We start from the raw sequence: 14,156 nt of genomic DNA, 5'->3' as shown, positions 1-14,156 counted from the left end.
TCGAGCAAATCTGATATCCGTTTGCCGGGGTGGGCGGCGGGAAACCTGCCGGTCGTGACATCGCAAAACCGCTGGCAGGCGATGAGTGTCGCCCTGGTCGCCGGCTTCATGACCCTGCTCGACGTCAGCATCGTCAACGTGGCGCTGCCGTCGATCCGCGCCGACCTGCACCTCGGCTCGGGTGAGCTGCAGTGGGTGCTGTCCGGTTACGCCCTCACGTTCGGGCTGCTGCTGGTTCCGGCCGGGCGGTACGGCGACGCCCGCGGCCGCCGGAACGTCTTCATCCTCGGCCTGGCGCTGTTCACCCTGGCCAGCGCGGCGGCCGGGCTGGCCACCAGCGCGCTGTGGCTGATCGTGGCGCGACTCGTCCAGGGCGCCGCCGCCGGCGTGGTGAACCCGCAGGTCTCCGGGCTGATCCAGCAGCTGTTCGAGCCGCACGAGCGCGGCAAGCCGTTCGGGCTGCTGGGCGCCACGATCGGGGTGTCCACGGCGGTCGGGCCGCTGCTCGGCGGGCTGCTCATCCAGGGGTTCGGGGCCGAGCAGGGCTGGCGGTGGATCTTCTACATCAACGTGCCGATCGGGCTGGCCGCGATCGCGCTCGGGCACCGCTGGATCCCGGCCCGGCCGCCCGAGGAGCGCGACCACGACAGCCTCGACCCGGTCGGCGTGGGCCTGCTCGGCGTGGGCGTGTTCCTGCTGCTGTTGCCGCTGGTGCAGGAGCGGGAGTGGGCCGGTTCGGCCAAGTGGCTGCTCGTGGTGGCCGCCGCCGCGGTGCTGGCCGGGTTCTGGGCCTGGGAACGGCGGTTCGGGCGCCGGTCCACGCCGGTGGTCGATCTCGGACTGTTCCGGGTGCGGTCGTACGCGCTGGGCGCGCTCGTCGGGATCCTCTACTTCGGCGGGTTCACGTCGATCTTCTTCACGTACACACTGTTCCTGCAGAACGGGTTGCACTACTCGGCGTTACAGGCCGGGCTGGCGATCACGCCGTTCGCACTGGGGTCGGCGGTCACGGCGGCGATCGGCGGGCGCACGGTGGACCGGACCGGCCGTACCCTCGTGGTCGCCGGTCTGGTCGTCGTCGCGCTCGGGCTGGGCGGCACGGTGGCGGTCCTGCACGTCGTCACGGGCAGCGCCGCCGGGTGGGCCACGGTGCTTCCACTGCTGGTCGCCGGGCTGGGCAGCGGTCTGGTGATCAGCCCCAACCAGACGCTGACGCTCGGCGAGGTGCCGGTGCGGCGGGCCGGCAGCGCGGCCGCGGTCCTGCAGACCGGGCAGCGCATCGGCACCGCGCTCGGCATCGCCGGGGTGGGTGCGGTCTTCTTCAACCGGCTCGCGCATCACGGTGGTGACTGGGGGCTGGCCTTCCGGACATCACTGTCGGTGACGATCGCGTTCGTGGTGGCCGCGCTGATCGCCGCCACCGCCGACGTTCTCGCCGGGCGACGCGAGCGGGAGTCCGCCGCCGCGTAGCCGCGTGGACGCTCGCGTATGCATCGAGGATTCGTGGCCATGGTTCCTCCACCGGTTCGGCGGTGGACTGGGGGCATGACAGAGACGATGAAGACACTGGTGACCGGCGGGACGGGCAAGACCGGGCGACGGGTGGCGCGGCTGCTGCCCGATGTCCGGATCGGATCACGGGCGGGGACGCCGCCGTTCGACTGGGAGAAGCCGGACACGTGGGCGGCGGCGCTCGACGGGATCCGGGCGGTCTACCTGTGCTACCAGCCTGACCTGGCGTTTCCCGGGGCGGTGGAGTCCGTGCGGGGGTTCGTGGGGCAGGCCGTGGGGCAGGGGGTGCGGCGGATCGTGATGCTGGCCGGGCGGGGGGAACCTGCGGCTGAGGCGACCGAGGACGCCGTACGCGAATCGGGGGTCGAATGGACGATCGTGCGGGCGAGCTTCTTCGCGCAGAACTTCAGCGAGGCGTTCTTCCGGCCCGCGGTCGTGGCCGGGGAGATCGTGCTCCCGGTCGGGGAGGCGCCCGAGCCGTTCGTGGACGCCGGCGACATCGCCGAGGTGGCCGCCGCGGCGCTCACCGACGGGCGGCACCACGGCCGTACCTATGACGTGACCGGACCGAAACTGATCAGCTTCCGCGAGGTCGCGGCCGAGATCTCCGCGGCGACCGGCCGCGAGATCCGATTCACCCCGGTGAGCCGGGCCGACTATGTCGCGGCGCTGCGGGCTGAGGGGCTGCCGGAGGAGTTCGCCGACCTGTTCGAGCTGGTCACCGACGGAAGAAACGCCAAGGTGGGGTACGGCGTGCGGGAAGCCCTGGGACGGGACCCCCGCGACTTCCGTGACTACGCGCGGGCCGCGGCCGCCACCGGTGTCTGGGACGTCGAGTGAAAGCCCTGCTCACGGCCGCGCTGGCGTGCCTGGGTCTGATGGCCGGGGTCTTCTTCGCGTTCACCACGTCGGTCATGCCCGGCCTGCACGCCACCGACGACCGCACGTTCGTGGCCGCGATGCAGCAGTTCAACGCGGCCATCCAGAACGGGCTGTTCTTCGTGGTGTTCGCCGGCGCGCTGGTGTTGCCGGTGATCGCGGCGGTGCTGCTGGCGCGGGCCGGGCGCCCCTACCGCTGGATCGTCGCCGCGGCCGCCCTCTACCTGGTCGTGCTCGTCCTCACGATGGGCGTCGAGGTGCCGCTCAACGACCAGCTCGCCGCCGCCTCCCTGGCCGACGCGGCGAGGGCCAGGAACGATTTCGAGGGTACGTGGGTGCCGGTCAACGACCTCCGCACGGTGCTGAGCACGATCGCGCTGGCCTGCCTCGGGCGTGGCATGGTTGCGGGGTGGACACGCTGACCGGGCTGCTCGACGGGCCACGCGCCCGGGGCGCCTTCCTGCTGCGCACCGTGCTGGAGCCGCCGTTCGCGCTGCGGATCCAGGACGAGGCGCCGTTGACCCTGGTCACGCTCGTGCGCGGGTCGGCCCAGATCGTCCACGACACGGCGGTGACCCTGCATCCGGGGGACGTGGCGGTGATCCGGGGCCCGCAGCCGTACACGGTGGCCGACGACCCGGCCACACCGTGGCAGACGATCATCCACCCGGGCCAGTTGTGCACCACCGTGGACGGCGTGCCCCGGGAACACCTCGGGGTGCGCAGCTGGGGCGACCCGGTCCACGGCGGCACCGAGATGATCACCGGGACGTACCAGCTGGAGAGCGAGATCAGCCGCCGCCTGCTCGGCGCGCTGCCGACCGTGCTCGTGCAACCGGCCGCCGCGACCGACCGCACCCTGGTCGGACTGCTCGCCGCCGAGATGACCGGCAACGACCCGGGGCAGGAACTGGTGCTGGACCGGCTGCTCGACCTGCTGCTCGTCTCCGTGCTGCGGGCCTGGCTGGCCAGCGCCGACACCGGCGTCCCGGCCTGGCACCGGGCCGGGTCGGACCCGATCGTCGGACCGGCGCTGCGCCTGCTGCACTCGGCGCCGGACGGGCCGTGGACGGTGGCGACCCTGGCCGCGCGGGCCGGAGTGTCCCGGTCGCTGCTCGCCCGGCGGTTCACCGAACTGGTCGGGGAGCCGCCGATGGCGTACCTGACCGGCTGGCGGCTCACCCTCGCGGCCGACCTGCTGCGCTCCCCCGACACGACCATCGAGGCGGTGGCGCGGCAGGTGGGTTACGGCAGCGCTTTCGCGTTGAGCGCGGCGTTCAAGCGCGAGCGCGGCGTCAGCCCCCAGCAATTCCGGCGGCAGAACCCGGAAAAGCACTTCACCGCGTACGACCCCGGCCCCTCCCCCGTCGTGATCCTCACGTAGGGTCGCCCGGCAGCAGATCTACGGGGGATCGAAGAAGTGAAGATCGTCGTGGTTTTCGTGGCCGTGGCCGCCCTGCTCGGCGGGTGCGGCGTCCACCTCGGAAAACCGGCGCCGGAGGCGTCACCGGCCAACGGCGTCGCCGACCTGGCCGCCTGGGAGATCATGTCCCGGGCGCAGGACGCGCTCAAGGCCGCCACATCGTTCCGGGTCCGCGGAGCCCTGTACCACGGCACGCTGTACAACCGGCCGGGCACCGATCCGCAACTGTGGTCGTTCGACATGCGACTCGCCGGGGCCGACGCCGGCGGGTGGACCGCCATCGGCGCGTCGAAGCAGGAGACGGTGACCGTCGGCGGCAAGCACTGGATCCGGCCGAGCGAACAGATCCTGGCCCAGACCATGGGCGGCGAACCGGCCCGCCGGTTCTACGGGGCGATGAAGGGCCGGTGGACCGCTGTCGCCCCGGACGAAGAGGTCTTCGGGGACTTCGTCACCACCGAGTTCGTCGTCAACCTGCTGCTCCCGCCGGGTGGCAACGCGACCAGGGGTGAAGCCAAGGTGGTCAACGGGGTGCCGGCGATCGCGGTGAGCATGGGCGCGGTCACCGTCTACGTGGCCACCAGCGGGGAGCCCTACCCGCTGCGCATGGACCGATCGCAGCTGGAGGTGCTCACCTTCGCCGAGTTCGGCGGGGCCACCCCGGAGATCCGGGCGCCGGCACCGGCCGACGTCGTCGACTTCAGCGGTACGACCTCGAAGCCCGCTTGAACGCCTAGGCCACGTGCTGGTTGACGGCGGTCAGGGTTTCGGCGAAGCGGGACGGGGCGAGGACGGCGCCGCTGTTCTTGGTGAGGGGCGTGCTGCGGTAGAACGTGCGCTCCTGGACCGGGGCCTCGATGCGGGTGCCGTCGCGCAGAACGAGCCAGATGGCCTGGCGGGCGGTGGGGCGGCCGAACAGCTCGGCCGGGGCCGACACCGCCTCGGCGATCTCGGCACGGACGAACGTGCGGGTGCGGAAGACGCCGCGCAGGCGGACGCCGTGGTCGCTGAGGTAGATGCCGGCCCTGGTCAGGCGGTTGACGGCGGTCAGCCAGACGGCCAGGAACACGGCGGCGGCCAGCACCCCGGAGAGTTCCTCGAGCCGGGGCGCGGTGGTCACCACCGCGACGGCCAGGACGATCGCGAAGCCGGTGCCGACCACGGTAAAGATCGCGCCGACGATGTCCATGAAGGTCCAGGGATACGGGCGCCGCCATCTGATCACATCGATGATGATCGCAGCCGGGCGCTCGCCGGGTTCAGCGGACCTGGATGCCGAGGGTCTGGGCGAAGGCCTGGGCCGACTCCTGGAGCTGGTCGTGGTCGATGATCGCGCCGCGCAGGAAGTCCCAGCCCTCGGCGACGTCCAGGGAGCGGGCCTTGCGGAAGTCCAGCTTCTTGACCGTGGTGCGGGTGAAACGGGCCCGGGAGATGCTGGAACCCGGGAACGTGACGCCGGTCAGGGTGGCCGAGCCGAAGTCGACCTCGGTCAGGTCGCAGTCGCGGAACTCGACCTGGTACAGGCGGGTGGCGCGCAGGTTGAGGCTGTCCAGCTTGCAGCCCTGCAGGACGACGCGGCGCCAGGTGCCGCCGTGGGCCTGGACGCCGGCCAGGACGCTGTCGGCGATGGTGACGTCGAGCAGGTCGGTCTCCGACCAGGCGGTGCCGATCCAGCGGGTGCGGGCCATGCCGACGTCGCTGAGGCGGGCGCCGGACAGGTCGCCGCCGGTGAACGTGACCCCGGTGAACGCGCACTCGTCGAAGCGGGCGCCGGTGGCCGCCAGGTCGTCGAACTCGCCGCCGTCCAGGTGGGCGCCGGTGTAGTCCTCGTCGCGCTCCAGCCTCCCGGTGAACGGGACCAGATGCTTGGCGAACGCTAGATCTTCCGGGACACCCATGCAGGCACCGTACCGGGCGCGGCCGGGCCGGCGAGGCCGGGGCGGGACGGCTCAGGGGCGGCCGGGCGGGATGTAGGCGGCGGCCTTCTCGGCGACGGCGGTGACGGCCCGGTGGGGGTCGGCGTCGAGGCTGGCGATCGCGACCAGGGCGGTGAAGACGACGTCGGCCAGTTCGGCGACCACGTCGTCGACCGTGTGGGTGACGCCCTTGCGCGGGTTCTGGCCCTGGACGCCGATCCAGGCCTGGGCCGCCTCGCCCGCCTCCTCGGTGATCTTGAGGATGCGCAGGGTCAGCTCGGCCCGGTCGGTGCCGTTGTTCGCGTCCAGGTGGGCCCGCCAGCGGCGGGCCTCGGACCAGATGATGTCGTCGCTCACGCCGCCATCATGCCGGGCCCGTGGACGGGTGTGTTGCTCTGACCGCAACCACCCGGCCACGTCGCCCTTGCGGGCCTCGCGTCCTGGGCGCGCCAGCGCCCTGCGAGGACCGCAAGGGTCCCCGCGGGAGCGACGGTCTGTACCCCGGCGGACCGAGGCAATAAAGAATGTGATCTTCTATTTTTCCTCGGCCGGGAGGCTGTCCATGAACGAGCTGACCGAGAAGACGGCGTTGCCGGCGCCGGCCGGGCCGTAGCCGGGCGGGCTGGTCAGGCCGTTGGCCTCCATGGTGGCGCGGTACGCCTCCAGGAGGCGGATGTGGTATTCCAGCGGAGCGCCGTTCGGGTTGGTCTTGCCCAGCGGGGTCGTCGGTTCCGGGCACCACGTGGTGAAACGCGGGGTGATGCCGCGGGACATGAAGTACTGCAAACCCTCGGTCGTCGACTCGATCGCCTCGTCGACGGTGCGGAAACCGAACGGCTCGGCCATCTCGATGCCGGCGACGAAGTTCGGGATGACGTTGCGCGGGCCGAAGATCTCGGCCGAGTCGAGGATGCGGCGGTGCCACTCCTCGCGGCCGACGTAACGCTCCTTGCCGGGACAGTGCAGCTCGAACAGGCGCTTGTCCCAGACCTCGTAGTTCGGGTGGTAGATCTGGATGCCGTAGTCCTTGAAGCGCTGCACGTCGGGCTTGGGCAGGGCCTGGGCGACGACCTTGCCGATCCAGCGGCCGGGGAACGCCTCCTCGATGGCCTGCGCGTACTGCCCGTAGAAGTCGGCCTCGGCCTTGCCGCCGACCTGCGAGGTGATGCTGCCGCCGGTCAGCGTGTACGCCGTGGACGTCTTGAGCGTGTCGTACTTGTCGATGATCGCGAGGGCTTCGAGGACCTCGTCGATCGGTTTGACACCGGTGTACGGGCGGCCGGCGGCCTTGTGCTGGCGCCAGTTGTGGTTGATGTCGCAGTACTGGCACTCCTCCTTGGCGCCGAAGTACTGACAGACGCGGAAGACCGTGAGGTAGACGAGGTAGCCCCACTGGATGGTGGGTGCGACCTCCATCACCTGCTTGCCGTTGGCCAGGGTGTGCCGGTAGTACTCGGGCATCGGCGGGAGGCCGACCTCGGCGATCGGGCGGTCCTCCAGGAAGAGGGTGAGCCGGCCGTCGGCGTCCGGTTTCACCCGGTACGGCGAAGCCGGGTTGATCCGCACCGAGACGACCGTGCGACGCAGGTCATAGGGGCCGCCGGTGAGGACGATCTCCTCCGGCGGGCGCTGCAGGGCGGCCTGGCCCAGCTCGGGCAGGGTGCGCAGGTCGAACGAGAAGATGAAGTACGACTTGGGTTTGACGTCGCCGTTCTCGTTGTCGGTCAGCGCCGAGTCGTCGAACGCCAGGCCGCCACGCAGCAGATCCTCCTTGATCACGGCTTCCCGCGGGACGTGCGGGAACCGGCTCATCAAGTCCTCGACGAGGTCGGTGCGTGACTCCATGCTTCCTCCTGGCGTTCGGTTCACCCCCAGGCTAGGCCGCCGTTGATCGGGTGACGAACGGCGGAGCCGCGAGCGTGACGCGAAGGACAGCGGGCCACGTTTGGCGGAAGCCCGACAGCCTGTCCGGGTGCGGTCGGATAGCGGTATAAGCATGACTCGTGTGACGCCCACGACCGTCCGTCCCGATCACACCATTCCTCAGCAAACCACCCAGGCCGTCCTCCCCGAGCTTCGCCCGAGCTGGTGGGAGACCGGGGTGCGGGCCCGCGCCGACGCCGGCATCCTGGGCGTCTTCGCCGAACTGCCCGGCCTGATCGGCAAGGCCGTCCGGGTCGCCTGGCGGGCCGACCGGATGCGCACCCTGCTGGTCGCGGTCTCGACCGTCGGCAGCGGCGCGATGGCCGCGTTCGGGCTGCTCGCCACCCAGCAGGTGCTGATCCAGCTGTTCTCCGGCGGGCCCACGCCGGACCGGGTCCGGGCCGCGCTGCCGGCGCTGATCTGGCTGGCCGCGGCCACGGCGATCCGGGGCGGGCTGGGCATGGCGGTCGGCTACGCGCTGAACGGGCTGACGCCCCGGGTGCGGCTGGTCGTCGAGCGGGAGCTGTTCGAGCACACCTCGGCGGTCGAGCTGGAGGCGTTCGACGACGACACGTTCGCCGAGGGGATGGAACGGGCGACCCGGGGCACCGAGGCCGCGATCGAGCTCGTGCAGAACGCCATGAACCTGTTCGCCGGGGTGGTCAGCCTGCTCGCGGTGATGATCGCGGTGGTCGCCGTGCACCCGTTGCTGCTGCTGGCGCTGCTGGTGGCGACCGTGCCGACCGGGTACGCGGCGCTGCGGGCCGGGCACGTGCGGTTCCAGAGCTACCTGGCCAGCTCGACGCGCCGGCGGCGGCAGTGGGTGCTGCAGCAGTTGATGGCCGAGCGCGTGTCGGCGGCCGAGTTGCGCTCGTACGGACTTCGCGGGTTCCTGCTCGGACTCTACGACCGGGTGATGGGCGCGCAGATCACCGTCGAACTGGCCGTCGCGCAGCGGGTCACCACCACGACCAGCGTCGGCGCGTCGATCGGCGGGATCGCGCTGGCCGGGGTCTACGCGCTGCTCGGGACGCTGCTGCTGGACGGGCAGATCCCCCTCGCGGCGGCGGCGACCTGCGTGATCGCGGTGCAGGCGGCTCAGCGGGCGCTGTCGCTGGTGACGTTCCAGGTGGATCGGGTCTACGCCAGCGGGCAGTTCTTCAACGAGTACGTACGGTTCCTCGGCGCGGCCCGGGAGCACCTGCCGCCGATCGGTCCGGACCGGCCGGTGCCGGGGCGGCTGCGGGAGCTGACCGTCCACGAGGTGACCCTCGAATACCCGGACCGGGACCGCCCGGCCGTGGACCGGGTCAGCCTCACGATCCGGGCCGGTGAGACGATCGCGCTGGTCGGCGAGAACGGATCCGGGAAGTCCACCCTGGCCGCGATGATCGCCGGACTGCGCGAGCCGTCGTCCGGGACGATCAGCTGGAACGGGCGGTCCTATCCGGAGTGGGACGTGGCCGGGCTGCGCGGGCAGATCGGCGTGGCGCTGCAGGAGCATCACAAGTGGCCGTTCAGCGCGGCCACCAACATCGCGATGGGTGACGTCGACGCCGCCGCCGACCCGGAACGCATCGAGGCGGCGGCGCTGCGGGCGGCGGCCCACGAGATGATCCAGGAGTTGCCGCACGGGTACGACACGCTGCTGGACCGCACGTTCAAGGAGGGGCAGGACCTCAGCGGCGGGCAGTGGCAGCGGATCACGGCGGCCCGCGCGTTCCTGCGCGACGCACCGCTGCTGATCATGGACGAGCCGTCGTCGGCGCTCGATCCGCGGGCCGAGGACGCCCTGTTCCAGGCGTTGCGGGACCGGCAGGGCACGCACACGACGATCCTGATCACGCACCGGCTGGCCAACATCACCCACGCCAACCGGATCTTCGTGCTGGACCGCGGGCAGCTGATCGAGTCGGGGACGCATCACGAGCTGATGGCCGCCGGGGGGACGTATGCGCAGCTCTTCACGCTGCAGGCGGCCGGGTACCGGGCCGACTGAGGACGTTCATTGCTGAACGGTTGCCGTCGGGATACAGTCGGCTTAACTGAACGCTGCACGTTCACTTAATGGGTGGCCGGCTATGGGTACGGACGGACCGGGCGCGATCCTGGTGGGCATCGACGGATCGACGTCGTCGCTGCGGGCGGCGGCCTACGCGGTGGGCCTGGCCCGGCGGCAGCGGTGCCGGCTGATCGCCGTCTACGTGCGGGCGAATCCACCGACGTTGCTGCCGCTGGCCGACGCCGGCGGGTGCGCCGCGGTCACCGCCATCGATGCGCAGGACGCGGTCGAGAAGGAGCTGCGGTCCACCTTCGACGCATACCTTCCGCAGCTCGGCGTGACCGCGGAACTGGTGGTGCGCACCGGCGAGCCGTTCGCGGAGCTGACCGCCGCGGCCTGCGAGGCGCACGCCGACGCGGTCATCGTGGGGCGCTCGGCGAGCCTGCTGCACCGGATCACCGGATCGCTGCCGATCAAACTCGTCCGCTGCGGGAAATGGCCGGTCACGGTCGTACCGTAAGCGGATTTTGATCTTGATCCATGCTACCGAGCTGCAACTTCTTTGCCATCAGTCAAGGCCTGCAACCCGGGTGATACCCGCCGATCGAAAGGGGCGCCCCCGAAAAGCAACCCGGTGAGAGGTCCCCCCGATGAGTATCCGACGCCGCAGCATCCTCCTGACCTCCTCACTTGTGGTCTCCTCGATGCTGATGGGCACGATCGGGACGGCCTCACCGGCGCAGGCCGCGACCGGGGCGACCACGGCCGCGGCGCCGACCCTGGCCGGGCGGCTGGCCACGGTCAAGATCGCGAAGACGATCAACTACTACCCGTCGGACGCCGGCTGGTCGGCCATGTGGATGAACTTCAACCCGGTCGCGACCGACGCCGACCTGGCCAAGGCCGCGAGCCTCGGGGCCAACAACGTGCGGATCATCGTGTTCCCGGACGCGTTCGGCTACCCGACGCCGAAGGCCGACTACCTGGAGAAGCTGCGCAAGTTCGTCAGCATCGCCGACTCCTACGGGCTGACCGTCAAGCTGACCCTCTTCGACTGGTGGGAGGGTTACAGCGAGGTGGCCAAGAGCGTGGCCTGGGCCAAGGCGATCCTCGACCCGTACAAGGACGACCCGCGGGTGATCGCGGTCGAGCTGAAGAACGAGTTCCAGCCGGACGACACCGCCGCGGTCGCCTGGGTCAAACAGATCATCCCGGCCGTCCGCGCGATCGCCCCGGCCATGCCGCTGACCCTGTCGGTCGACGGCGGCACCGGCGCCGGCGGCATGGCGAAGATCAAGGCGGCGCTGACCGGGTCGCCGCTCGACTACTACGACTTCCACTTCTACGGGAACTCGGAACGGTCACTGGCCGAGATCCGCAAGGCGCAGGCCGCCGTCTCCCCCAGCCCGATCGTGATCGGCGAGACCGGGCTCAGCAGCGGCGCCACCAGTGAGGGCGAGCAGGCCGCCTACCTGGCCCGGGTGTACCGCGCGGCCGCCGAGGCCGGCGTCGGGTCGGTGGCGCCGTGGACGCTCAACGACTTCTCCAACGGTGCGATCCCGGCGCAGTCCAACGTGTCGACGATCCCCGGGCAGTACACGTTCGGCCTGTACCGGGCCGACGGGACGGCCAAGCTCGCCGCGTCCGTGGTCAGGACCGCATGGACGACCGGGACCATGCCGAACACGTACCTCAACCTGGGCTTCGAGGCGCCGGCCAACGAACTGGTGTGGAAGGCGAACCAGCCCGAGGCGGGCGTGGGCACGGTCGTCACCGGGATGGCGCGCACCGGCACCTACTCGCTGAAATTCGCCGGCACGAGCCGCACCACCGCCGGGCTGCCGTCGATGCGGACCGCGCCGATCACGCCGGTGCAGGCCGGCTACAAGTGGCGGGCCGAGGCCTACGCCCGCGGCTTCAACGCCACGGGCATCACCGAGATCTCGCTGAGCTGGTTCGACGCCAACGGCAAGTGGATCAGCGAGAGCACCTCGAACCGGCTACCGGTCGGCAACACCACCTGGACCAAGCTGCTGGTGGACACGGTCGCACCGGCCGGCGCGGCCAGTGTGCAGCTGCACCTGAAGTCGGCCGACAACAGCGGCATCGTCTACTTCGACGACGTCGCGATGTCCTGACTGACCCGATAGATCGCGCCGGCCTGATCGTCGCTGACGTAAATGGCCTGGTCCGGGCCCTGCACGGCCATGACCGGGCGACCCCAGCGGTTGCCGTCGGCGTCCTGGAAGCCGCCCAGCAGGGTGCGCTGCGGGCCGAGATTCCCGTCCGCGTAGGCGAAGAACGACACCTCGGGCGCGCGGGGCGGATTCCGGTTCCACGAGCCGTGGACACCGACGAGAGCGCCCGCTCCGAACGGCGCCGGCAGCGTCGCGAAGCTCAGACCCAGCGGCGCCGAGTGCGCGCCCATCCCCTGCTCGATCTCCGGAAGCCGCGAGCAGTCGAGCTTGGCGCCGTCGCGGTTCAGCTGGTAATCGCGGTCCCAACTACGATCAAGATCGGGATTACAGTACGGCCAACCGAGGTCCCGCCCCTGCGTCAACTTCGCCAGCGGCTCCAAGGGGTGGTCGTTCACATACGTCTGCTTGACCTGGCCGTCGGCCGGGTCGGCGACGTTGTCCCGGTTGTTGACCGCGGTCCAGACCGCGCCGTCCGGGGCGACGGCCAGCCCCGTCCCGTTGCGGACACCCCGGGCGAACACCGTGGGCGAACCACCGCCGGGCGGGGCCTTGAGGATGGTCGCCCGCTCCGGAGTGGCCGCCCGATCCTCGGCCGAGACGTTGCCGGTCGAACCGACCGAGACGTAGATCGTGCCGTCACGGCCCACCGCCACACTCTTCAGCGCGTGGGCGTAGGCGCCGCCGAGCTCGGGACTCTTCGCGTCGGGCAGGCCGTCGATCACGACCTTCCTCCCGCTCACCGCCCCGCCGGCGTAGGAGAAGGTGTCGACCTGATCGCTCTCGGCCACGTAGAGGGTGTCGCCCTGGAACGCCAGGCCGTGCGGCTGGTTCAGGCCACTGACCAGGGTGGTCTGCTGCGGGGTGGCGCCCGGGGTCAGCTCGACGACGTCGCCGATCTTGGGCCGGGAGACCAGCAACCGGCCGTCCGGGGTCCAGGCCAGCAGGCGGGCGGCCGGGACCCGGGCCCAGACCTCGATCGACCAGCCGGCCGGGGCGCGCATCGACCGGGGCCGGTCGAACGGGGCCGCGCCGGTGCCCGGGAGGGGGCGCACGGGGACGTCGGCCATCGACGCCGCAGCCTCCGGGACCGGGGGCGCGGCCTCCGACTTCTCGCCGGTGGCCGAGCACCCGATCAGGGTGAGAACCAGGGTTCCGGTCAACAGGGAACGCATCACCGCCGTCACCCGAACGACCGTACTCGCCGGACGCGGGCGGGCGCGCGGCGAAAGCCGGTCCGGTGGAAAACCCGGAACCGGCCGGCCGCTTTTCAGCCGGTCGGCTCGCCGAGCTGCAGCAGACGGTTCGGGGTGTCGCCGTGCAGGTTGTGCAGGATGCCCTTGGCCGCGTTGCCGATCAGCCAGTTCTTCACGGCGGCCGGGTGCGCGGCCGGATGATTCTCCAGGTAGCGCGCGGCCGCGGCGGCCACGACCGGGGTGCCGGCGAAGAGGGTGACGCACGGGCCGAGATCGAGCCGCGGGTTCGCGCCGACGGTGATCACCGCCGACGACCGGGACGGCGAATATCCGCAGGTGTCGTGGCCGCGGCCGCCGGCCGTGACCGTGTAGACGACGCCGCTGCGGACCGAGGCGGCCACCGCGTCGTCCAGGGCGCGCGACGGTGAGCCGCTGAGTCCGAGAGCGACCACCGTCGGCCCGACCCGTTCGGCCGTGATCGCGTCGACGGCGGCGAGGACCGCGGACGTCGTGCCGCACGCCTGCACCCCGTACTCGCGGACTCCGGGCGCCCAGTACCGCAGAACGGCGGACGCCTCGTCGCCGTGGGCACCGCAGTCGACCGTGTACGCGGTGACCCCGGCCCCGGTCGACGTGCTCGCGCCGACGTCGGCGCGGTACGGCCCGCCGGCGTCGGGCACGACCGTCCCGTCCGGTTCGACGTACCTGACGGCCGGGTCGGCACGCAGCGCGGCCAGATCGGAATCGGACAGCGCGGCGGCGAACCCGGTGAGCGCGTAGTGGAATTCCCGGTCGGCGTGCAGACCGAGCCGCTTCGACACGGCGGACGGCTGACGCAGGACGACGATGTAGTGATCGGCCCCGGGTTCGGCGACCGCCGCCCGGGCCGCCACGGCCAGGGACAGGACGGTCAGTGCGGCGACGACCGCGGCTACTGCTCTTCTCATATCTCCACGGTGGTGACCGGGAGCAGTCGCGGCATCGGCACCGATGCCCAAGAAACCGGAGTCACGGGTCGTGACGTGCCCAGGTCGCACCGTCACGACCGCCCCGGGACGGCGGGAAAACCGTGCTTGAGCTGGCCATATGCAACCCAGCAGCCCTCTGCCT

At 71.2% G+C, this 14,156-nt stretch carries 14 protein-coding genes; 8 read left to right on the top strand and 6 right to left on the bottom strand.

Annotated features, from left to right (window positions below):
* Positions 1 to 81 precede the first annotated feature (81 nt).
* The 5 genes from ACSHV8_RS07425 (at position 82) to ACSHV8_RS07405 (ending at position 4,543) form a co-directional block, all read left to right on the top strand.
* Positions 82 to 1,470 (top strand): MFS transporter, encoded by a 1,389-nt coding sequence (locus ACSHV8_RS07425; protein WP_436536707.1) that lies wholly within the window; start codon positions 82 to 84, stop codon positions 1,468 to 1,470.
* Between the two features lie 75 nt (positions 1,471 to 1,545).
* On the top strand, positions 1,546 to 2,352 hold the full coding sequence (locus tag ACSHV8_RS07420; RefSeq protein WP_436530706.1) for an NmrA family NAD(P)-binding protein: 807 nt from the start codon (positions 1,546 to 1,548) through the stop codon (positions 2,350 to 2,352).
* Complete coding sequence (locus tag ACSHV8_RS07415; protein WP_436530704.1) at positions 2,349 to 2,813, top strand: DUF1772 domain-containing protein; 465 nt, start codon at positions 2,349 to 2,351, stop codon at positions 2,811 to 2,813. The genes ACSHV8_RS07420 and ACSHV8_RS07415 overlap by 4 nt, the downstream gene beginning before the upstream one ends.
* Positions 2,801 to 3,775, top strand: a complete 975-nt coding sequence (locus ACSHV8_RS07410) for an AraC family transcriptional regulator (RefSeq protein WP_436530703.1) — start codon at positions 2,801 to 2,803, stop codon at positions 3,773 to 3,775. Before ACSHV8_RS07415 ends, ACSHV8_RS07410 begins: the two co-directional genes overlap by 13 nt.
* Positions 3,776 to 3,811: 36 nt before the next feature.
* Positions 3,812 to 4,543, top strand: a complete 732-nt coding sequence (locus ACSHV8_RS07405; RefSeq protein WP_436530701.1) for a hypothetical protein — start codon at positions 3,812 to 3,814, stop codon at positions 4,541 to 4,543.
* A gap of 4 nt (positions 4,544 to 4,547) precedes the next feature.
* Here the strand turns inward: ACSHV8_RS07405 and ACSHV8_RS07400 are convergent, their stop codons facing one another.
* The 4 genes from ACSHV8_RS07400 to ACSHV8_RS07385 form a co-directional block, all read right to left on the bottom strand.
* Entirely contained in the window at positions 4,548 to 5,039 is a 492-nt protein-coding gene (locus ACSHV8_RS07400) for a hypothetical protein (protein ID WP_436530699.1), read from the bottom strand.
* Between the two features lie 34 nt (positions 5,040 to 5,073).
* A complete protein-coding gene (locus tag ACSHV8_RS07395) occupies positions 5,074 to 5,712 on the bottom strand; it encodes a pentapeptide repeat-containing protein (RefSeq protein WP_436530698.1) in 639 nt (212 codons plus the stop codon).
* 51 nt (positions 5,713 to 5,763) lie between these two features.
* Positions 5,764 to 6,087 (bottom strand): MazG-like family protein, encoded by a 324-nt coding sequence (locus ACSHV8_RS07390; protein ID WP_436530696.1) that lies wholly within the window; start codon positions 6,085 to 6,087, stop codon positions 5,764 to 5,766.
* Positions 6,088 to 6,264: 177 nt separating this feature from the next.
* Positions 6,265 to 7,575 carry a radical SAM protein gene (locus ACSHV8_RS07385; RefSeq protein WP_436530694.1) on the bottom strand — a complete coding sequence of 437 codons (1,311 nt, stop codon included), beginning with the start codon at positions 7,573 to 7,575 and terminating at the stop codon, positions 6,265 to 6,267.
* Positions 7,576 to 7,726: 151 nt separating this feature from the next.
* Here ACSHV8_RS07385 and ACSHV8_RS07380 point away from each other — a divergent pair, with 151 nt between their 5' ends.
* The 3 genes from ACSHV8_RS07380 to ACSHV8_RS07370 all read left to right on the top strand — a co-directional run bounded on the left by ACSHV8_RS07380 (position 7,727) and on the right by ACSHV8_RS07370 (position 11,793).
* Positions 7,727 to 9,652 (top strand): ABC transporter ATP-binding protein, encoded by a 1,926-nt coding sequence (locus ACSHV8_RS07380; RefSeq protein ID WP_436530692.1) that lies wholly within the window; start codon positions 7,727 to 7,729, stop codon positions 9,650 to 9,652.
* A gap of 82 nt (positions 9,653 to 9,734) precedes the next feature.
* Positions 9,735 to 10,175 carry a universal stress protein gene (locus ACSHV8_RS07375; protein WP_436530690.1) on the top strand — a complete coding sequence of 147 codons (441 nt, stop codon included), beginning with the start codon at positions 9,735 to 9,737 and terminating at the stop codon, positions 10,173 to 10,175.
* 130 nt (positions 10,176 to 10,305) lie between these two features.
* Positions 10,306 to 11,793, top strand: a complete 1,488-nt coding sequence (locus tag ACSHV8_RS07370) for a cellulase family glycosylhydrolase (protein WP_436530688.1) — start codon at positions 10,306 to 10,308, stop codon at positions 11,791 to 11,793.
* Here the strand turns inward: ACSHV8_RS07370 and ACSHV8_RS07365 are convergent.
* Positions 11,766 to 13,037: a PQQ-dependent sugar dehydrogenase gene (locus ACSHV8_RS07365; RefSeq protein WP_436530686.1), complete on the bottom strand. Its 1,272-nt coding sequence runs from the start codon at positions 13,035 to 13,037 to the stop codon at positions 11,766 to 11,768. The genes ACSHV8_RS07370 and ACSHV8_RS07365 overlap by 28 nt on opposite strands.
* Before the next feature lie 83 nt (positions 13,038 to 13,120).
* Positions 13,121 to 13,993: a S8 family serine peptidase gene (locus ACSHV8_RS07360; protein WP_436530684.1), complete on the bottom strand. Its 873-nt coding sequence runs from the start codon at positions 13,991 to 13,993 to the stop codon at positions 13,121 to 13,123.
* Positions 13,994 to 14,156 lie beyond the last annotated feature (163 nt).

Origin of the sequence: Actinoplanes sp. HUAS TT8 (genome assembly GCF_051380535.1) — a bacterium.
Lineage (GTDB): Bacteria > Actinomycetota > Actinomycetes > Mycobacteriales > Micromonosporaceae > Actinoplanes.
This window is presented reverse-complemented; position numbering and strand designations above follow the sequence as displayed.